This is a genomic window from Paenibacillus sp. FSL K6-1558 (assembly GCF_038002565.1).
GTDB classification, from domain to species: domain Bacteria; phylum Bacillota; class Bacilli; order Paenibacillales; family Paenibacillaceae; genus Paenibacillus; species Paenibacillus polysaccharolyticus.
In genome coordinates this window covers 1,744,379-1,765,311 of record NZ_JBBOCV010000001.1, presented here as the reverse complement: position 1 = coordinate 1,765,311, position 20,933 = coordinate 1,744,379, and the positions used below count along the sequence as shown (strand labels likewise).

21 protein-coding genes are annotated in these 20,933 nt (G+C 43.7%); 18 read left to right on the top strand and 3 right to left on the bottom strand.

Annotation, left to right across the window (positions count from 1 at the left end):
• The first annotated feature begins 35 nt into the window (after positions 1–35).
• The 4 genes from MHI38_RS07600 (at position 36) to MHI38_RS07585 (ending at position 2,283) form a co-directional block, all read left to right on the top strand.
• Positions 36–233: a hypothetical protein gene (locus MHI38_RS07600; RefSeq protein WP_222592167.1), complete on the top strand. Its 198-nt coding sequence runs from the start codon at positions 36–38 to the stop codon at positions 231–233.
• A 56-nt stretch (positions 234–289) separates the two neighbouring features.
• On the top strand, positions 290–586 hold the full coding sequence (locus tag MHI38_RS07595; protein ID WP_090923778.1) for a YlaH-like family protein: 297 nt from the start codon (positions 290–292) through the stop codon (positions 584–586).
• Positions 587–676: 90 nt separating this feature from the next.
• Positions 677–1,735 (top strand): LCP family protein, encoded by a 1,059-nt coding sequence (locus MHI38_RS07590; RefSeq protein ID WP_154957772.1) that lies wholly within the window; start codon positions 677–679, stop codon positions 1,733–1,735.
• A gap of 95 nt (positions 1,736–1,830) precedes the next feature.
• On the top strand, positions 1,831–2,283 hold the full coding sequence (locus MHI38_RS07585; RefSeq protein ID WP_090923776.1) for a pyridoxamine 5'-phosphate oxidase family protein: 453 nt from the start codon (positions 1,831–1,833) through the stop codon (positions 2,281–2,283).
• Positions 2,284–2,290: 7 nt separating this feature from the next.
• On the opposite strand, the gene MHI38_RS07580 is transcribed toward MHI38_RS07585, so the two are convergent.
• Entirely contained in the window at positions 2,291–2,947 is a 657-nt protein-coding gene (locus tag MHI38_RS07580; RefSeq protein ID WP_154888075.1) for a YhcN/YlaJ family sporulation lipoprotein, read from the bottom strand.
• Positions 2,948–3,174: 227 nt separating this feature from the next.
• Between MHI38_RS07580 and MHI38_RS07575 the strand changes: the two genes are divergently transcribed.
• Positions 3,175–4,509 (top strand): PhoH family protein, encoded by a 1,335-nt coding sequence (locus MHI38_RS07575; protein ID WP_090923774.1) that lies wholly within the window; start codon positions 3,175–3,177, stop codon positions 4,507–4,509.
• A gap of 244 nt (positions 4,510–4,753) precedes the next feature.
• Positions 4,754–6,025 carry an ABC transporter substrate-binding protein gene (locus MHI38_RS07570; RefSeq protein WP_341181120.1) on the top strand — a complete coding sequence of 424 codons (1,272 nt, stop codon included), beginning with the start codon at positions 4,754–4,756 and terminating at the stop codon, positions 6,023–6,025.
• Here the strand turns inward: MHI38_RS07570 and MHI38_RS07565 are convergent.
• A complete protein-coding gene (locus tag MHI38_RS07565) occupies positions 6,022–7,101 on the bottom strand; it encodes a hypothetical protein (protein ID WP_154888079.1) in 1,080 nt (359 codons plus the stop codon). The two genes, MHI38_RS07570 and MHI38_RS07565, sit on opposite strands and share 4 nt — an antisense overlap.
• A 178-nt stretch (positions 7,102–7,279) precedes the next feature.
• Positions 7,280–7,516, bottom strand: coding sequence for a DUF2626 domain-containing protein (locus MHI38_RS07560; RefSeq protein ID WP_090923772.1), 237 nt, complete (start codon positions 7,514–7,516; stop codon positions 7,280–7,282).
• Between the two features lie 313 nt (positions 7,517–7,829).
• Here MHI38_RS07560 and MHI38_RS07555 point away from each other — a divergent pair, with 313 nt between their 5' ends.
• The 12 genes from MHI38_RS07555 (at position 7,830) to MHI38_RS07500 (ending at position 20,932) form a co-directional block, all read left to right on the top strand.
• The gene (locus MHI38_RS07555) at positions 7,830–8,480 is read left to right on the top strand and encodes an RsfA family transcriptional regulator (protein ID WP_090923771.1); all 651 of its coding nucleotides are present in this window, start codon (positions 7,830–7,832) and stop codon (positions 8,478–8,480) included.
• A gap of 165 nt (positions 8,481–8,645) precedes the next feature.
• The gene (locus MHI38_RS07550; protein WP_154888081.1) at positions 8,646–9,617 is read left to right on the top strand and encodes a ketopantoate reductase family protein; all 972 of its coding nucleotides are present in this window, start codon (positions 8,646–8,648) and stop codon (positions 9,615–9,617) included.
• Complete coding sequence (locus MHI38_RS07545) at positions 9,617–9,991, top strand: DUF3397 domain-containing protein (protein WP_253492593.1); 375 nt, start codon at positions 9,617–9,619, stop codon at positions 9,989–9,991. Before MHI38_RS07550 ends, MHI38_RS07545 begins: the two co-directional genes overlap by 1 nt.
• Before the next feature lie 150 nt (positions 9,992–10,141).
• Positions 10,142–11,842 (top strand): peptide ABC transporter substrate-binding protein, encoded by a 1,701-nt coding sequence (locus tag MHI38_RS07540; protein ID WP_154888085.1) that lies wholly within the window; start codon positions 10,142–10,144, stop codon positions 11,840–11,842.
• 191 nt (positions 11,843–12,033) lie between these two features.
• Positions 12,034–12,966, top strand: a complete 933-nt coding sequence (locus MHI38_RS07535) for an ABC transporter permease (protein ID WP_154888087.1) — start codon at positions 12,034–12,036, stop codon at positions 12,964–12,966.
• Between the two features lie 47 nt (positions 12,967–13,013).
• Positions 13,014–13,895: an ABC transporter permease gene (locus MHI38_RS07530; protein ID WP_373323256.1), complete on the top strand. Its 882-nt coding sequence runs from the start codon at positions 13,014–13,016 to the stop codon at positions 13,893–13,895.
• 17 nt (positions 13,896–13,912) lie between these two features.
• Positions 13,913–15,682, top strand: a complete 1,770-nt coding sequence (locus tag MHI38_RS07525; protein WP_154888091.1) for an ABC transporter ATP-binding protein — start codon at positions 13,913–13,915, stop codon at positions 15,680–15,682.
• 156 nt (positions 15,683–15,838) lie between these two features.
• Complete coding sequence (gene bshC / locus MHI38_RS07520) at positions 15,839–17,470, top strand: bacillithiol biosynthesis cysteine-adding enzyme BshC (RefSeq protein WP_308722817.1); 1,632 nt, start codon at positions 15,839–15,841, stop codon at positions 17,468–17,470.
• Between the two features lie 61 nt (positions 17,471–17,531).
• The gene (locus tag MHI38_RS07515; RefSeq protein ID WP_154888095.1) at positions 17,532–18,797 is read left to right on the top strand and encodes an adenosylhomocysteinase; all 1,266 of its coding nucleotides are present in this window, start codon (positions 17,532–17,534) and stop codon (positions 18,795–18,797) included.
• 276 nt (positions 18,798–19,073) lie between these two features.
• On the top strand, positions 19,074–19,511 hold the full coding sequence (mraZ, locus tag MHI38_RS07510) for a division/cell wall cluster transcriptional repressor MraZ (RefSeq protein WP_154888632.1): 438 nt from the start codon (positions 19,074–19,076) through the stop codon (positions 19,509–19,511).
• 18 nt (positions 19,512–19,529) lie between these two features.
• Positions 19,530–20,480, top strand: a complete 951-nt coding sequence (gene rsmH / locus MHI38_RS07505) for a 16S rRNA (cytosine(1402)-N(4))-methyltransferase RsmH (protein ID WP_154888097.1) — start codon at positions 19,530–19,532, stop codon at positions 20,478–20,480.
• A 26-nt stretch (positions 20,481–20,506) separates the two neighbouring features.
• Positions 20,507–20,932: a hypothetical protein gene (locus MHI38_RS07500; RefSeq protein ID WP_145332060.1), complete on the top strand. Its 426-nt coding sequence runs from the start codon at positions 20,507–20,509 to the stop codon at positions 20,930–20,932.
• The last annotated feature ends 1 nt before the right edge of the window (position 20,933 follow it).

The window sequence follows — 20,933 nt, the reverse complement described above, 5'->3', positions numbered from 1 at the left end:
ACAAAAGTCAATGTTTGAAGGGACATTATTGCACGATGGAACGATTCCTGTCTCTCGCCACGGTAGTGGAGGGAGAGGAATCGATTCTGCAGAAGCGAAGCGTTCGCCTTTGTCCCCGAATTTCAACACTTGATAGAGTGTTCACAGAAATTCGGGGACAACAGCGATCAAAAGAACGATCCGATCTCGGAACGGTCGAACGAGCGACGAAGAATCTCATTGTGCAGCAGTAAAGTCCCGCCAATGGTTGAGTTTTGTACAGCATGATCATGAAAGGAGATGCCTTAACATGCAAGCATGGTTTGCATCACACCCGATCATCGCCTATATCGTCATCTTTGTACTGATTACTTACGTGTATAACAAGGTCTTTCGGGTACGTCAGAAATTGCCAATCGGTAAGGAAATTGTGTTGTATATCTTGATGGCGATGGGTACGTTCATGCTTCTTATTTTTCAGATCGATAAGTTGCCCATCATTCAATGTTTGTTGGTAGCTGTAGGTCTGATGTTGTTAGTGCGCGTGCGTTATTTCGTTGAAGGTCGTCAAAAGAAAAAAGCGGAAGCTTCCGCTCGAAACTCATAATGCTGTCTATGCATAAACACATCCGTTTTCCCTTGGGAAAGCGGTTGTGTTTTATGTAGACCAAACAGATGTGATAAAGGTGTTGAGAACATGACTTCAAATTCAAACGGACTGCCTCCACGAAGACAACCTTCGAATGCATCCGGTAATTCAGGCAACAAGAGCGGTAAGGGTAAGGCGCCGAAGAAGAAACGTATGCGCGCATTCTTCAGGGTGTTCCTCAGCCTGCTTGTGATCGGTATTCTGGTCGGTGGGGGATATATGTACTGGCTATACAACCAAGTTGCGAATACGGGAATAGATAAACCCGTTCCTCCAGGCATGTCGGCTACAACCAAACCGCTTACGATGTTGCTGCTTGGTACAGATAATCGTCCCGAAACAGGTACGTTTTTATCAGATGTTGTGATGGTTGCTGCACTTAATCCGAATACAAAGACTGCCACCGTGGTATCTTTACCGCGTGACACGCGTATTCAGCTGGACGGATATAAGTCGAACAAACTGAACGCCTATTATCCGCGGTTTAAAACACAAGAAAAAACATCTGGCAAGAAGGCAGAAGACCAGATGAAGGATATGATGGGTAAGTACCTCGGTGTGGATATTAACTATACAACTGTTCTTAATTTTCAGGCTTTTCGTGATGCGATAAACGCTGTCGGTGGAGTAGATGTTACGGTGGATAAAAACATGTGTTACCGAGATACGGCTGACAATACAGATATTAATCTGAAGGCAGGAGCTCAGCACTTGGACGGAAAAGAAGCACTTGATTTTGTTCGCTATCGTAAGTCCAACTGTAAGCCAAAGACGGCGGAGTCCAATGATTTTGATCGGAATAAACGTCAGAGCCAGGTAATGAATGCCATGCTGGATCAGATGAAGTCGCTTGGCGGAATCACCAAGATTGGCAAAGTGATCAGTGCGGTAGATAAAAATATGACCACGGATGTGGAATCCGAACAAATGAAAAACTTTATAGCAACCTATTGGAACATTTCCACCGCAGATGTACACTTTACTCCGGTTACAGGGGAGTGGAGAAGTCCTTATGTATATATCAATGAGACAGAATTGGCCAATGCCAAACAGGCACTGCAAGATACACTTTCAGGTAAAGTCACAGCGTCATCTCCAAAAGAATAGCAATCGTTTTGGGGATTGGAAGCTCGGTTCGCGGTGTGATATAATAACATCAACCAAGATGAGAATTGCATAAAGAAGGTTAGGGGGCTGGTTGAATGTCCGAAGCCGTCACACAGTTAACAGAATCGCTTTTACAGCAATTTAAAGACGAGACCTTTGTGCTTCTTAACACCGTGGATGTGGAATCTGGAGGTCCGACTTCTACAGCAATCTCCTGGATTTATGCTGAAAATGCATCAACTTTTCGTTTGGCGATTGATCATCGTTCCCGTCTGGTAAATAACATGAAACACAATCCGCTGGTTACAATTACTGTTTTTGGCGAAGAAATGGTGTATGCAGTCAATGGACGTGCTTCCGTGCAACAAGATCCATTGCAAGACGTACCCTTTAATATGTGCTGTTTCGACATTCGAATTGAAGCGGTGAGGAATGCGTTGTTTTATGGCGCTCAACTGTCCTCTGTGCCTCAATTTGTCAAAATATACGACCAACGTGCTGCTGAGAAGCTCGATGAGCAAGTCTTTGCGGCCATGAAAAAAGCCTAGTGAGAGATCACTGGGCTTTTTGTTGTCTTTTTTCCGATGTGTGTTGTTGCATGTACTGATCCTGGGCAGGTTCATCCGGGTTTTGACGAACTTTGACGTCTTTCGGAAGCTGTGGAATGATACGGCCTACCATATCGGCAAGTTCTGAAGCAAAACCGGAAATGGGATGGCCCTTACGAATATGCTCACCAATTTCTTTGATACGCTCCGTGACATCAGCATCGGCGGTTACGATGGAATCTACACCTTCCGGATCTTTGCGCAAAGCTTCTGCAACGGCATACTTAATGGTGCCAACGCGTGCCCGTTCGAGATCACCATCAACATCAATGCCGACAACTGCTGTGTTGCCGAGTATAACGCAGTTAGCATCCTGTACACCCTCAACTTGCTTGGCGAGTGCTTTGAGGTGACTCACTCGTTTTTTATTTGTCATTCGGCCCATTTCTGTATCATCCGCACCATTGAGATCATGTACCTCGCCCGTATTTTCGTTGAAGTGATCTAAGCGTGAAGGATTCATTCGATCTTCTTGCTGTGTTGTTATGTTTCCTCCGTAACTTCTAGGATGCATCTCATGCGGTTCCTGTGAAGCGTTACGTGTAGAAGTATTACAGCCGGTAAGAACAAAGATTAGAAGCAGCGTGCATATCCCCATTTTCATAAATGTTCATCCTTTCTTGGAGTTTTTCAGAATGGTTGACAATTATTTTGCCCTAGTCGAATACATTTATGTATGGGAGCATGATTGTCCATGCCGCTGCTGAAGATCACACGATCAAGATGAACTCGGGAATGAGGGGAAACGGAAGGCTCGTAAGAGCAACTTCGTCATTCCCGAGAACACGTTCCAGCCCATGCCTTTAACGACGCCGCTTTGGAGGGGATTGAATGAAAAAGATTTTTGTATTGGATACCAACGTGCTTCTGCATGACCCCAATGCCATATTTGCCTTTGAAGAACATGAGGTAATCATTCCCGCGGTTGTACTGGAGGAGATTGACTCCAAAAAAAGAAATGCCGATGAGATCGGCCGTAATGCACGCAACGTGTCCAGACTGCTGGATGGACTCAGGGAACTGGGTCACTTGCACAGTGGCGTACCTCTTGCGAATGGAGGCAATCTAAAAGTTGAGCTTAATCACCGCAGTTTTGTGAGAGTTCAGGAAATGTTCGGGGAAGTGTCCAATGACAATCGAATCTTGGCCGTCGCGCTGAATTATCAGATTGAAGAGAATGAAAAAGAAGTGGTGGAGCGACAAGTTGTTCTTGTCAGTAAAGACGTTCTGGTACGGATCAAGGCGGACGTACTTGGACTGAACACACAGGATTACTTATCGGATCGGACTGCTGGGCTTAGCGAGTTGTACCCTGGATATACAGCGCTGAAAGTTCACCCGTCTGTCATTGATGAGTTTTACACATATCGTTTCTTGCCGATCAAACCGTTGCAATTGTCCTATTCTCTCTACCCGAATGAATTTGTCATTCTGAAAGATGAGATGGGTACGAACAAATCCGCTTTGCTTAAAGTGAATACTGAAGGTACAAAACTGGAGCCATTGTTCCTCAGTAATGATAATGTCTGGGGGATCAGCGCCCGAAATGCACAACAACGGATGGCGCTGGAGCTTCTGCTGAACGACGATATTCCGCTTGTGACGATAACGGGTAAAGCTGGCACGGGTAAAACACTGCTCGCCTTGGCAGCAGGATTGCTGAAAGTAGAGGATGATCACAAATACAAAAAGCTGCTGATCGCGCGTCCTGTAGTACCTATGGGCAAGGACATCGGGTATTTGCCAGGGGAAAAGGAAGAGAAGCTTCGTCCGTGGATGCAGCCGATCTATGATAATCTTGAATTTTTATTTGATACGAAAAAGGCCGGAGATATAGATAAAATACTGATGGGTCTCGGCAGTATCCAAGTTGAAGCACTGACGTATATCCGCGGAAGATCGATTCCCGGCCAATTCATCATTATTGATGAAGCTCAGAACTTGTCTCGTCATGAAGTAAAAACGATCGTATCCCGGGTGGGGGAAGGTAGTAAAATTATTTTGATGGGTGACCCTGAGCAGATTGACCACCCTTACCTGGATTCCGCAAGTAACGGATTGACCTACATTGTCGAACGTTTTAAACAAGAGGGAATCAGTGGGCATATTATGCTTGAAAAAGGAGAACGTTCCAAGCTGGCACAGCTTGCGGCAGACTTGTTATAACAAGAATTTGATTGTAGATAGCTGGATTTATTTCCCGGAAAATGTTTTAAAGCAAGCCGACTTTTAAAGTCGGCTTTTTTTGCTGAAAAAATTAAAATCAAATGTTATACAGAACTGGATATGCTCTTAATATGCAAAATACAAGAAAAGTGTTTTTTGGCAGGGTAGGACAAGAGCACTACATATTTGTTACAATAATGGTTGCGAGAAAATATAAAACAAGTTATTTCAAGGGGGAGAGTGAATGAAGCGTAGACATCAGGTTGTTTTATTTGCAGTTTTACTGCTTTCGCTAACCATCCTTTCACCTAGCTTTGATTTTAGAGGTTCGCAGCATAATCAGGGACGAAATCAAGAGAAAGATACATACACGGGTGTTTCATCCCGTAATGAGGATACAAGTGCCCCTCTCGATGTATTGGTATCTATGTCAGAAGAGGAGTTTGCGTCTTTTCAAAAAGTGGCTAAAGAAGTAGCGGCTTCTATTTATGTTGAGGTTAATCTCCGCAATGTGGAACCGAAGGAGTATAAAGAGGTGCTGGATCGGGAGTTTTCTTTGGGAGAGAACGGAGATATTATTTTATTGGATAGTGACCAAGTACAACATTATGCCAGAAAAGGATATTTGCTTCCTTTGAATGCGACAACGCTTTCCAAAGCTCTTGGTGATTCAGCTGCTGAGTTGCGAGGAATGACAGAGTGGAATGGATATCAATGGGCAATGCCCTTTGATGTAGATCCTTATGTGATGGGAATAATACCCTCATACTTGAATGAGGCTGGATTGCAGGGCTTTCCACAGAATAGGGAGCAATGGTCCAAATTGATCAAGGAATCTCAAACAAAGAGCGCACCTTTGATTTCGTTAAATATAGATGATATTTACGAAGCAAGTGCGTGGTTGAGTTATTTGCCGCCAGGAATGAGTCCCGACCAGATACTAACCATGCAACTTACCTCTATGACAAATGAATTTCAACAGGGGGTAAGCTTACTCGGCGAGCTTCAACCCCATATTGTGACTATGTCAGTAGATCCAGTATTATCTGCTTCGGATTATAAGGTGCAAACTCCGATGTTTGTATCTACACTATCTCGTATTTTACATGCAGATGAGGTTGCCAAAGGTCGGGGGACGTTTAGTTCACCTGTCTCTTTGCAGGCTTTGCGGGCGGTAGAATCCAGAAGTCTGGTCATTACAGCAGGAACTATGGAAGCCGATGCAGCAAGTCGGTGGATTGAAGGCATGGCTTCGGCAGTAACGCAGAAAAAGTGGTATAAACAAACCAAACGTTTGCCTGCAAGACAACAAGAGAGTGAGAAGGAAGTTGGGGAGGTTAGAAGTCGGTACAGTATGGTTCTAAATCAACCCTGGTTTGGCAAAGAGTCTCCGGTACAATGGATTGAAAACAAAACGATGATCGAACGTTTTCAAAAACGGGTTCAACAGGTTCTCGAAGGGGAGATCAGTGCTGCCCAGTATGTGAGCAGCATCAGAAAAACGGTTAACCCCTAGAATGAAATTGCTAATTTCACTTCCAAAACCCCTTCATCTGTAGAAACATCCGTAGCTTTGACAAAGGACAGAATTTTTTGCGGATAAAAACCGAGATCAAACTCTTTCTCCAACATGTTGCGTGTTGTGTCAGGCAGTTCAAGCTGATTGAACACCAGCTTATCCACATGAAAACGAATTGAATTTTGCGGTTCGTTCTCGACCGTATAGTGACCTTCAATGCTTAATTGCAACTGATCACGCTTACCCGAAGCTGTAATTTTATTCGAATCAAATGTGAACGCAAAATCGTTAAAAATTTCATTTTGTGAACGCAGAAACGTATTTAGTTCGTCCTGAGCAATACGAATGGTATAGGTTGTTCCTGTGGTGGATATCGCTCCGTTTTGTTTTTGTACAAAATCAGGCAAGTTTTGCATGGCTGACGCCAATGCCTTGAAATAACGTTTTACCTCGTAAATGCCCACGTTCTCCCAATACAGCGTTAATTCATTCATTAATTTTTGAATAGCTGCCGCGTCACCGCTGGCGGTTATTTGCTTATCCACTTCTTTTTGCAGCAGGGCCACCCTTGTTCGCTGGTTTTCCAGATTGGTTTTCATCTGGGTAAGCTCCATAGAGGTTTGGCGGATTCGATCAGACGTATGTTGCAATTCATTATAGCGAGTCTGATACTTGTCCAAAACAGCTTGATCTTTACCAATGATGATTTGATAGTAGTCATATAGAACAAACAAATCCTTAAATGATCTTGCTCCAAGCACTGTCATGAGCAGGCTATCGCGCTCTCCTGTGTAATAGGATCTTACGACAGCTCCGGCCCGTTCTTGCTGGATATGTATTTCCTTTTCCTGTTGTAGCAGTTGGGCAGATAATGTCTCATGTTGCTTGGCTAATTGCGTCTGCTGTTCACTAATACGTTTAATTTCATGATCAATCTCTACAATAGATAATGTTTTTTGAAGAATGGCTTGCGTGTCTTCGGGCGAAGTCTCTCCATAAACGTATGATGAGGCGGATTGCACAAACAATATGATAATGAACAAGATGGCGATTAGGCCATATCGATGCTTCACAATCATTCTCCTTTCTTTCATCCTTGTAAAATCATGCAGATGAGAACTCTTCCAAACAATATATGAAATCCATACGAAAAATATCCTTAGTGGTTACATACCATTATATCTTCATATGTAATCTGACAACAAAAAAACAATCCGACAAGAGCCGGATTGTTTTGATGCTGCTGGCGGATTAGAGCGGCAGTCCCATTTGAAATACAGTCCAGTAGCTGAACCCTGTGAACGTTACGATCATATAACCCCAGAAGAGCAATATATACGTACGTTCTGTAAACTTCAAGTATCCCAAAAGGACAAAAAACGCAGTCTGCAGGAAGAAAAGCAAAGCCATTTCAACTAAGTCTCCTGCAAAAGCCATCAGGCCAATCGCAAGCGTGAAGAACCCGAGTACCCGAAACATGCGTGCCACGGTAAATCCTCCTCTCTTATGTACGTTCATAGATTGTCTACATAATATTATACCGACAAAGGAAAAACGTGTAAACAAATTTGGGTATGAAAGCGAATTCTTTTTTTATTAGCTTAGGATTAAAGTGTTCAGAATTATACCGATCACGTATGAGGGAACCTGAATGTGGAAATACATTTTAGTATGAAATCAATTCTATGAACTCTATGAGAGGCATAAGATTGAGTAAAGCAACTTTTATACCTAATTCACATAACGGGTTACCGGTTATGGGGACGGTTATTTCAGGATGGTGTTAGGAGGGTATTATAGCATGACTGCAGTGAGACAGGATGCTTGGAGCACAGAGGATGATTTGATTTTGGCAGAGGTTACATTGCGTCATATTCGGGAAGGCAGTACGCAGCTAGCCGCTTTTGAAGAAGTGGGAGAAAAAATAGGCAGAACTTCGGCCGCCTGTGGGTTCCGTTGGAACAGCTGTGTGCGTAAGAAGTATGAATCAGCGATCAGCAATGCTAAAGCACAAAGGCAGAAGCGGAGCTATCTTAGAAAACAGCCGGCAATGCTTGGTCCACAGGTTGCTGCACTGGCAACATTAGACGCCGAGGAAGGTCTCTTTAAGACGGAAGGTGTGTCAGATGAAACCCTATCTATGGATGCGGTCATCCGTTTCCTAAGGCAGTGGAAAGGAACTGCACAGGAGAGCAATCGTCAGCTTAAAATGCTTGAGAAGGAATTGCGTGAGAAGGAAGACGAATTGCTTGAATTACGTTGTGAGAACGACCGACTTTCCAAAGAAGTTAATGAGGTTCAAACCGATTATCGTGTCGTGAACGATGATTACAAAGCATTGATCCAGATTATGGATCGTGCACGCAGGCTTGCTTTTTTATCCGAAGAAGAAGAAGAACTCAAGACAAGGTTCAAAATGGATGCTAACGGAAATCTGGAACGAATCGAGTAGCGATATTCAAAATTAAAGTAACCTTGTAATATTTGCCCGCCAAACCTCCGTAATCATACGGCTGGTATGACGGGTTTTTAGTTGTGTGCATTTTGTACTATTATAGAAGAAGATTTTTCGGTTTGATTCAAAAGGTACAGGAAATGACCAGAACAGGGGGATCAGATGATTATAGATGTAGTAGGAGCAGGTTCGCTAGGACTTCTATATGGAGGGAAGTTGCAAGCATCGGGTGAAAGAGTACGTTTTTGGACTAGAACATCAGTGCAGGCCGATCAGCTTAAACGAGACGGAATTAGGATTACCGAGAAGGATGCGGAAATTCACATCAGGCCGTACGAGATTCAAGCTTACCCGATATCCCAACTGGCGAATCATTGGAACAAGACACCTGGAGACTGGATGCTGCTTACTGTGAAGCAAACTCATATTAATGATTTTATTGAACAGGCAGCAACGTTAACGTTAGAGATACGGCAGCCATTCAAGATTGCTTGTTATCAAAATGGTCTTGGTCATCTGGAGAAGCTACAGGCTGCTTTGCCGAGTGCATTGCTGTGCAGTGCGATTACAACCGAAGGGGCTAAACGTACCAAGGGTGAGGTGAACCGGGCAGGTTACGGAAAAACACATTTGGGCCTGAGTATGAGTTTGGCGAAAATGAACGTGGGAATAATAGATGAACAACAAATATTTACTTTAGCCAGGGTTGTGCAACAGGCAGGATTTGACTGTACAGTGTCGAATGAAATCGATAAGCTGATATACAGAAAACTGCTCATTAATGCGGTTATCAACCCGCTTACGGCAATATGGAGAATCCCCAATGGTGAATTGCTTCACATGAAGGAACGAGTTAGCATTATGCACCAGTTGTATGATGAGGCAATGACCGTGTATGGAGCTATGAACGTACAATTGGAAGGCGATTTATGGGATCAAATTCAGGGGGTATGCCGCGACACTGCTTCGAATACGTCCTCCATGCTGGCAGATGTACTACATAAACGCATAACAGAGGTTGAATCAATTAACGGATCAATTATCAGAATGGCAAAGGAGTTCAATCTGAAGGTACCTACACATGAAATGCTTTTTCATTTGATTCAAGGGATGCAATCAGAAGGGGTGAGTTAATGGGGTTTTTCATCGTATTGAGTTTATTGCCCTTTTTTCCTTTTTTACTCGTGTATTGGGGCATGATGGTATGGAAGAAAGATAAGGCGATTGCATTGCGAGCAGCTATGGACGTCACTACATTTTTCCTTATTTTCTCCGTGTCTGCGTTATTCAACTTAACATTTGATTCGAATTTTGGTTTTTATCTGACATTAATACTCATACTAATAGCGCTTGGTTTTATCGGAGGTGCGCAAAATCGACTAAAAGGAAAGGTCGATGGGGGAAGAATGTTCCGGGCCGTATGGCGCATATCGTTTGTGATGATGAGTTTTGGATATGTTTTGTTTACTTTATTTGGATTATTTAGATACATTATGAATCAGATGTGAGGTTACATAACGCAAAATCCCGAAAAAATGTGGCGATTTTGTCGAAAACTGAAAAAAACATTACTTTCTGAAAAAGTAATGTAGATTTTTTTGACCGGTGGTTGTATAATCTATAAACATAAACCACATCAATTTAGGGGGAAAAGTTAGATGAAAAGGAAAAGTCTATTAGTCCTTTTGACGCTGATCTTGGCGTTCGGTACCGTACTTGCAGCGTGCGGATCGAAAAATGAAGGCACAGGTACCACACCAGATAACAATTCTGCAAGCGGAGAAAAGGGTCTTGCCAAAGATCAAGTTCTGAAAATTAACTTGTCAGCTGAACCTCCTACGTTTGACCCGGCTCAAGCCAAAGACAGCCAAACTAACACAGTTTTGAAATTCTTGTATGAAGGTCTTGTACGCATCGATGAAAACGGCAAAGAAGCTGCTGGTGTTGCTAAAGACTGGAAAATTTCTGAAGATGGTTTGAAATACGTGTTCAACCTGAACCCAGATGCAAAATGGAGCAACGGTGATCCTGTAACGGCTGAAGATTTCGTTCGTTCTTGGGAACGTGCTTTGAAACCGGAAACAGCTTCTCCTTACGCATACCAATTGTACTACATTAAGGGTGCTGAAGGCTTTAACATGAGCAAAGATGCAAACTTCAAAGGTACTAAAATCACTGATTTCTCCCAAGTAGGTGTGAAAGCTACGGATGAGCACACACTTGAAGTAACTTTGGAAAACCCAACTCCTTACTTCTTGGGTCTGACAGCATTCTATACGTACTATCCAGTACACAAATCTGCTGACACTAACGATAAATTCTTCTCTGACTTCAAAAACATGATCGTTAACGGACCATTTGTAATGGATCAATACGCTAAAGGTCAAAAAATTGTTGTGAAGAAAAACGATGGTTACCATGCAGCATCCGACATTAAATTGTCTGAAATTGATATGTCTTTGACAAACAGCAGTGCTTCCGAACTGCAAGCTTACAAATCAGGACAATTGGACTACACAGGTGCACCTAACGGTGAGATCCCTTCTGACCAAATTCCTTCTTTGAAAGCTGAACTGCCAAACGAGTTTAAAGCTACTGGTATTGCAAGTACTTATTACTACCAGTTTAACGTAAATGAAGCACCGTTTAACAACGCTAAAATTCGTAAAGCATTTGCAATGTCCATTGAGCGTCAACTGATTGTTGATAAAGTAACACAAGGTGGACAAATTCCAGCATTCGGTTTTGTACCTCCTGGTATCCGTGGTGAAAAAGAAGAATTCCGTACGGAGCACAAAGATGATTACTTTACTGAAAATGTAGATGAAGCTAAAAAGTTGCTTGCTGAAGGTATGCAAGAAGAAGGTTATACTACTCTGCCTGCAGTCACTTTGATCTACAACACAAGTGACGGTCACGCGAAAATCGCTTTGGCCATTGCTGATATGTGGAAAAAGAATCTTGGTGTTGATGTGAAAACAGAAAACCAAGAGTGGAAAGTCTTTCTGGATAACCGTCAGAAACAAAACTTCCAAATCGCTCGTGCGGGCTGGTCTGCGGACTACAACGATCCGTTCAACTTCTTGGAAATGTGGAAAACTGGAAACACAAACAACGACTCTAAGTTCAGCAATGCACAGTATGATAAAGACCTCGAAGATACTGTGAAAACAACAGATGTAGCTAAACGTATGGCTGCTTTTGCTGATGCAGAAAAAGTTCTGATTCAAGATGAAATGGGCGTAATGCCAGTTTACTACTACACTAACGTATCTTTGACTAAGCCTTACCTGAAAGGTGTACAACTTGATTTCAGTGGAGCAATTGACTTCACTCGTGCATATCTGGAAGAGAAGTAAGTTTGTTCTGAAGTCTAATATGATTGCTTCGGGATATATATGTGGAATTCCATATATATCCCGATTTTTTTGTATGTGCGTTGATTTTCCTTATAATTCTTGAAATTTCCGATAAATGGATTGGACTTTATTGCGGTCTGATTCTACAATCGATTTGTATACAAAATATTGTTTGTGGAGGTGTGCAAGGGTTGGTTAAGTACGTTTTGAAAAAACTGCTATTTATGCTGCTATCGCTTTTCATACTCGCATCGATGACTTTCTTCCTGATGAAAGCCATTCCTGGTGACCCTTTTACATCGGAGAAAAGAGTATCACCTGAGATTCGGGCCCTTCTTGAAGAGAAATATGGTCTGGACAAGCCGATGTATGTACAATACTTCAAATACATTGGTGATATTGTACAAGGCGACTTTGGGGTTTCGATGAACTACCTCAACCAAGGTGTCACAGACATGATTACGAAAACATTCACAGCATCCTTGAAAATTGGTATTTTTGCGATCGTTATTTCCATTATTGTAGGGGTTCTGCTGGGACTTCTTGCAGCAGTGTATCATCGCAAACTAATTGATGATGTAACGATGGTTCTTGCTGTTATCGGGATTGCTGTACCAAGCTTCTTGCTCGCATCCTTATTGCAGTATGTGTTTGCATTCAAACTCGGATGGTTCAACGTTATGGGCTTTGATGGTCCGCTTGACTATGTGCTTCCGGTTGCCGCTCTATCTGCATCACCAATTGCCTTTATCGCACGTCTAACGCGTTCAAGCATGCTGGAAGTTCTACATGCAGACTACATTAAAACCGCGAAAGCTAAAGGTTTGAAATGGCCTGCCATCATGTTTAAGCACGTTGTACGGAACGGTATTTTGCCAGTTGTTACGTATGTAGGTCCAATGACCGCTAACGTTATCACAGGTTCTGTTGTTATTGAGCAAATCTTTAACATTGGCGGAATCGGTAAAGTGTTTGTGGAGAGTATCACAAACCGTGACTACACCATGATTATGGGGATTACTATTTTCTACGGTATTCTCTTGATGTTTGCACGTTTCCTTACAGATATCGCTTACGTATTGGTAGATCCTAGAATTAAGCTGGAAAGCCGGAAGGGGGCATAACGTTGTCTGGCACGAATAATAACAATAATGGAACGGCGAACACTGACCTGAACAGTCAGGCAGCGGTGAAGCCGCAAGAAAGTATTTCCCTTTTTAGAGACGCAATGTACAGACTGGCAACGAATAAAGCTGCAATGATTAGCCTTAGTGTGCTGGTGCTTGTTGTACTGTTTGCTATATTTGGACCAACTTCTTTGTTTACGAAGTACAATTATTATTCTAATGACTTGCTTAATTCGAATGCTGCTCCCAGTGCGGAACACTGGTTCGGCACGGATGATCTGGGTCGTGATGTATGGGTAAGAACATGGGTCGGTGCACGTGTTTCCTTGACTGTAGGTCTTGCTGCGGCCCTGATTGACCTTGTGATCGGGGTTATCTACGGTGCGATCATGGGTTACTATGGCGGACGAGTTGACGGAATTATGAATAAGTTTTCCGAGATTTTGTACTCTTTGCCTTACATGCTTGTAGTTATCCTGTTGCTGGTTGTTTTGGAGCCAAGTCTTACAACGATTATTATTGCGCTTACCATTACAGGCTGGATTAGTATGTCATGGATTGTACGTGGTGAGATTATGCAACTGAAAAATAGAGACTTTATCCTTGCTGCAAGATCGATGGGTGCAAGTACTGGACGTCAATTGTTCCGCCACTTGTTGCCAAATGCGGTTGGACCGATTATCGTTACATTGACATTGTCTATTCCAAATGCGATCTTTGCAGAAGCGTTCTTGAGCTTCCTCGGTCTGGGTGTATCTGCACCAAGATCTTCCCTTGGATCCATGATTAACGATGCACTTACAGGCTGGACACTGTATCCATGGCGGATGTGGTTCCCGGCTGGTTTGATGGTTATTACAATGCTTGCATTTAATTTGCTCGGTGATGGACTGCGGGACGCACTTGATCCGAAATTACGTAAATAGAAAGAGGAGGTGGGATTATGGAGCCGATTTTAACAGTCAAAGACTTAAGTGTATCGTTTTCGACGCGCTCGGGTGAATTTGATGCCGTTAAAAATGTGAGTTTCGAAATTGGCAAAGGAGAAACACTGGGGATCGTAGGTGAATCCGGTAGTGGTAAGAGTGTTACCGCCCAGACGATCATGAAATTGATCCCTTCCCCGCCTTCGAAGGTTAAGAGCGGAGATATTACGTTTCACGGGCAAGATTTGCTGAATAAGACAGATAAACAAATGGAAGCCATTCGTGGTAAAGATATTGGTATGATCTTCCAGGATCCAATGACTTCCTTGAATCCTACGATTAAAATTGGTAAACAGATTACCGAAGTATTGCGTAAACACCAAAACATGTCCAAGCAAGCAGCGAACAAAGCTGCTCTTGAGATGCTTGAACTTGTAGGAATTAAAAATGCAGCGATTCGTATGAATCATTATCCGCACCAATTCTCTGGTGGTATGCGTCAGCGTGCGATGATTGCAATTGCACTTGCTTGTCGTCCATCTTTGCTGATAGCAGATGAGCCGACAACGGCACTCGACGTTACCATTCAGGCACAAATTCTGGATGTCATGAAAGACATGCAGAAAAAGCTTGGTACATCCATTATGCTGATTACGCATGATCTTGGCGTTGTAGCCGGCATGTGTGACCGTGTGGTTGTCATGAAGGAAGGCGAAGTTGTAGAAACAGGGACAACAGCTGAGATTTTCAGTAACCCACAACATCCTTATACGATTAAATTGTTGAACGCTCTCCCGCGTCTGGACGAGCCGAAAAAAGAAAAGCCAACTCCGGCTGGTATTGTCAAAGGAAGTAACAAACCTTTGGTTCAAGTGAAAAATCTGAAACAATACTTTAACCTTGGCAAAGGTAACATCCTTAAAGCTGTAAACGATGTGAGCTTCGACATCTTTGAAGGAGAAACACTTGGTGTTGTAGGTGAGTCAGGTTGCGGGAAATCGACGACTGGACGCACCATTCTGCGCCTTTATGAGCCAACTGGCGGAAGTGTGAACTTCAATGGTACGGATATTTACAAATTGTCCCCACGCAAGATGAAAGAAATGCGTAAAGACATGCAGATGATTTTCCAGGATCCGTATGCCTCACTGAACCCGCGTTTTAACGTTATGGATATTATCGGAGAGTCTTTGGATATTCACGGGCTGGCAACAAGCTCTAAAGAGCGTAAGAGACGTGTAGAAGAGTTGTTGGACCTCGTAGGTCTTAATCCAAGTCATGCTTTGCGTTATCCGCATGAATTTTCCGGTGGACAAAGACAGCGGATCGGGATTGCGCGTGCTCTTGCTGTTGATCCGAAATTTATCATCTGTGATGAGCCGCTTTCTGCGCTGGATGTATCCATTCAAGCTCAGGTCGTTAAATTGCTTGAGGAGTTGCAGCAACGTCTCGGATTGACGTATCTCTTTATCGCGCATGACTTGTCCATGGTTAAACATATCAGTGACCGTGTTGCGGTTATGTATATGGGTAAAGTGGTAGAATTGGCCGAGAGTGAAGAACTGTACGCGAATCCAATTCACCCATACACCAAAACATTGCTTTCTGCGATCCCTGTTCCGGATCCGGAAGTAGAAGCAAATAAACGCCGCATTTTATTGCCAGATGAACAATCTGGACCAATCCAGAATGCTTCGGGCGGTCCTAAAAATGATCCGTATAATTTGGAAAATGCTCAATTGATTGAGGTTTCCAAAGGACACTGGGTTTCAGAACCTTACGTATAATAGTTTCGAAAAACGAATATGCTATTATATACATCATAACCGCCGATTTAAATCGGCGGTTTTTTTCATATATTTGTGACTTTGTTTTGACGAAGAGCTACTGAATTCGGTACAATCAAGGAAGGCTCTTTAGAAGCAGAATAGGAGGCAGACCTCATGAAAGGGATCACCGAGGCGCTCCGCAGCGGATCAAAGCTTGCAGAGGATTATCTCTGTACGACAGATGCTGCGCGAAGCCTTTATGAATATGACATTCGCTGGGAAAACGGCCTCCACGCGCGTGCTGAATGGCTGAAACAATCGGAGCATACACGTGTTGACCGTCATGAACTGGCGGCGTATTTACGTTTATATAATAAGCGAGTAAATGATCATGACAAGGTTCATGCTTCGATTACCCGCCTAGTTGAAGAAGATGCACTCGTCGTTACAGGTGGACAACAGAGTGGCTTGTTCACCGGACCATTGTTTGTGATATACAAAGCAGCCAGTGTGGTCGCCGCTGCGCGTGAAGCTGAACAGCAATTGAAACGTCCTGTAGTTCCAGTGTTCTGGATTGCGGGAGAAGACCATGACTGGGATGAGGTAAATCATACGTATTTGCCTGATAAGCAAGGACAGATTCACAAAGTTAAACTGCAAGGGCATTTTAAAGGTAAGGATTCGGTAAGTTATGTGGAAGTAAAGTGGGATCAGTGGGAAACGGTGTTGAATCAAGTGGAACAATTATTGCCTGATACCATGCATAAGCCTGGATTAATAAAGCTGATTACGGAAATCCATCAGTCAAGTACAAATCTAAGTGATGCGTTTGCCCGAATGATATCGGCCTTGTTTGCAAAGACTGGACTGGTACTCATGGATGCTGCCGATCCTGAATTGCGTAAGTTAGAAAAGCCCATATTCGAGCGGTTGATCCGGAAGAATGATTCGTTGCGGGAAGCCTATTTACAAGGAGCATCGCTTGTAGAACAAGCGGGTTATTCGACATCAGCAGAAGTGGCGGAAGATGGGGCCAACCTCTTTTATATTCATGAAGGCACCCGTTTGCTTTTGATGCTGAAAGATAACTTGTATCAGGATCGTAAGGGGTTAGTTTCCTTTACAGAAGAACGTTTGTTACAAGAATTGGAAGATCACCCTGAGCGTTTTAGTAACAACGTACTCACCCGTCCTTTGATGCAAGATTCATTGTTGCCTGTCGCTGCAGTTATTTTAGGGCATGGAGAAATTGCATATTGGGGTCTTACACGTGAGGCGTTCCGTACTTTTGGGCTACAAATGCCGATATTACTGCCTCGTCTATCCTTCACGATTATGGAGGAAGTGCAACACAAATATATGAAACAATACGGACTTTCTTTCCAGGATGTACAGAACCAACTGGAAGAAAAGAAAGCACAATGGCTAACGCAGCAGGAAACCTTCCAAGTTGATGAACAATTCACGCAGATCCGTGAGCAGTTTATGACGCTCTATCGTCCGCTATTGGATCAGGTTGCAGAAGTGCATCCCGGATTGAACCGGATTGGTGAAGCGAATTTAGCCAAAATGAATGAACAGATTCAGTATCTGGAACGTCAGACTCGCAAGGCAATTGAGGATAAACATCAAGTGAGTTTGAGGCATTGGAACGGTATTCAGAATGCTCTATTCCCAATGGGCAAACCCCAGGAACGAGTACATAATGCACTCTTTTACCTGAATCGTTATGGAACGGACTGGATTGAGGAATTGATTAAAGCATCTGCTGAATTCCGGGGCGAACACAAGGTTATATCCTTGTAAGTATCTATTTAGACTATATTGATCTTTATAATAGAAGAAACACATTTGAGGAGGAGATAAAGTGACCACATCTTCATTACAAAACAGCATCGTCAAAGATATGGGACTTGCTGCTGAGGGCCATTTGAAAATTGATTGGGTTGAGGCGCATATGCCGGTTTTAAACCGGATTCGTCGTCAATTTGAACAGGATTTGCCTTTTAAAGGTCTAAAGGTAGCGATTTGTCTTCACCTGGAAGCTAAAACCGCATATCTGGCAAAAGTCATTCAGGCTGGCGGTGCTGAAGTGACGATCACACATAGTAACCCATTGTCTACTCAAGATGATGTATGTGCGGCTTTGGTAGAAGACGGTGTGACTGTTTATGCGAAATATAACCCTGAGCCGGCTGAATTCAAAGCACTGCAACTCCGTGCTCTTGAAGTGAAGCCTGATCTCATTATTGATGATGGTGGGGATTTTGCAACCATTATTGCTTCCGAACGTCCTGATCTTGCAGCTACGATTCGCGGGGGCGCAGAAGAAACGACAACAGGCATTATTCGTTTGAAGGCACTGGCGAAAGAAGGACAACTGAAATTCCCGATGGTTGCGGTAAATGACGCATATTGCAAGTATTTGTTTGATAACCGCTATGGCACTGGGCAATCCGCTTTTGACGGTATTATTCGGACAACGAACCTGGTGGTTGCAGGTAAAAATGTTGTCGTAGCTGGGTATGGCTGGTGTGGTAAAGGTGTGGCTATGCGTGCAAAAGGTTTGGGTGCCAATGTCATTGTAACTGAAATCGACCCGATCAAAGCCGTGGAAGCACATATGGATGGTTTCCGGGTTATGACGATGCTGGAAGCAGCAAAGTTGGGTGATTTCTTTATTGCTGTGACAGGCAACAAGGACGTTATTACAGGTGAACATTACGATGTTATGAAAGACGGAGCTATTCTGAGTAATGCAGGTCACTTCGATGTTGAGGTTAACAAACCGGAGCTTGCCAAACGTTCTGAGTCTATTCGTACCGTTCGTCGCAACATTGAGGAGTACCGTTTCAAAGATGGTCGTAAAATGTATCTGCTCGCGGAGGGACGCTTGGTAAATCTGGGAGCTGCTGACGGACATCCGGCCGAGATCATGGACACTACGTTTGCACTGCAGGCACTAGGTTTGCGTTATGTGAGCGAAAACTATGAATCTCTTGGTAAAAACGTAGTGAACGTTCCTTACGAAATTGACCAGCAAGTGGCGAGTTACAAGCTGGAGAGCCTGAATATTGCCATTGATTCTTTGTCCGCTGAGCAAGAAAAGTACCTCGATAGTTGGAAATTTTAAAGGGTTATCCAATAATTACAAACGGATAAACTGTTTCAAAAGTAGTAGAATGGTGTATTGACGATATGGCTCATGTACGGGTGCACATACGATCACCCGTAACCGGGAAACGTCTTTGGTCCTGAATGACAGGATCGAAGGCGTTTTTTTCGGTGAAATCAAATAAAAAAACAGAAAAGTCAAGAAGGGTTTTGATTTTTTTAATCGAATCTATTATGCTTAGGTGGTGGAAAGTGGGGCAAAGTGGGGGAAATGGGTGGGGGAGTGAGTGCGGCAATGTTTATGGGCGAGTTTCAACATAGCATTGATGATAAAGGTCGGGTCATTATTCCGGCTAAATTCCGCGAATCTCTCGGATCCACTTTCGTTGTCACACGAGGTTTGGACCAGTGTCTTTTCGTGTACCCCATGGAGGAGTGGGGGGTCATGGAACAGAAACTGAAAGCACTGCCGCTGATGAAATCCGACGCACGTGCGTTTACCCGGTTTTTTTTCTCAGGTGCCACTGAATGTGAACTGGATAAACAGGGCAGGGTAAATCTGCCGGGTAACCTGAGAGAGTATGCCAAATTGGACAAGGATTGCGTTGTTCTTGGTGTGTCGAACCGGGTGGAGATTTGGAGCAAAGGCATATGGGAAAGTTATTTTAATCAATCCGAAGAAGCATTCAACGACATTGCCGAAAAGCTGGTCGATTTCAATTTTGACTTATAAAGTAAGGAGGGGTGCAGGTTGTTTCACCATATAACCGTACTCAAAGAAGAGGCAACCGAGGGATTAAACATCAAGCAGGACGGTATATACGTGGACTGCACTTTAGGAGGGGCGGGACACAGTTCCGTGATTGCATCCAAGCTAGGTCCGGGGGGACGTCTGATCGCACTTGATCAGGATGACTGGGCTTTGGACAATGCACGCGAGAAGCTCGCTGCTTATGAAAACCAGGTTACATTGGTGAAAACCAATTTTAGAGATTTGGAGCAGGTTCTCAAAGACCTTGATGTTCCTATGAAGGACGGTATACCACAGGTCGACGGAATTCTGTATGACCTTGGGGTGTCGTCACCACAGTTTGACGAAGGAGAACGCGGATTCAGTTACAATCACGATGCACCGCTTGATATGCGTATGGACCAGGACGCACTTCTGACAGCCAAAGAGATAGTGAACGAATGGCCGGAAGAAGAGATTGCGCGAATTCTGTATCGCTATGGTGAAGAGAAATTTTCCAAACGGATTGCTCGTGTTATTGTGGGTCGACGTAGCCAGTCCGAGATCGAAACGACAGGTGAACTTGTGGAATTGATCAAAGAGGGTATTCCTGCAGCAGCCCGCCGTACAGGTGGACATCCTGCGAAGCGAAGTTTTCAGGCGCTGCGTATTGCTGTAAATGATGAACTGGGGGCTTTTGAAGAAGGACTGCATCAGGCTGTTCGTTGTTTAGCGCCAGGGGGGCGCGTATCTGTTATCACCTTCCACTCCCTTGAGGACCGGATATGTAAACAGATCTTCAGCAGCTATCTTGAAAAATGTACATGTCCACCTGACTTTCCGTTATGTGTATGCGGTGGTAAAGGGACTTTACGTCTCGTGAACCGAAAACCGTTGATTCCATCAGAAGCGGAACTGACCGAGAACTCTCGTGCGCGATCAGCCAAGCTGCGTGTAGCTGAGAAATTGTAGAACAAAAGAGGAGGAGGAGCCTTCAAATGGCATATACACGTGGCAATCTAGCGGTCAAAGAAAAAGCCCAGGAACGTGTAACGCAGCAAAGGTACAAGGAAACTACTAAAGTTGTGACACGTCGCACAGGTCTGCCAGGCCGCGAAAAGTTTTTATACCTGATCACACTCTTAGCCGTCATTATTGTGGGTGGTGCCCTGATGTCTCGTTACGCTCATATTTATGAACTGAACAAGCAGGCTCAGTCGACCATTGTAAAAATTAAAGAGGCTGAGAAGACCATTGCCGATTTACAGGTGGAGAGAGAAACATTGAATAATCAGGTTGTCGAGAATGCAAAAAGACTGGGTTACGTGGAAGCTTCCGATAAGGATGTTATTTTTGTACCACGCTCAACAACGAATACATCGACAGGTACTGAATCATCCTCGAATGCAACCAGTGGCAAGTAAA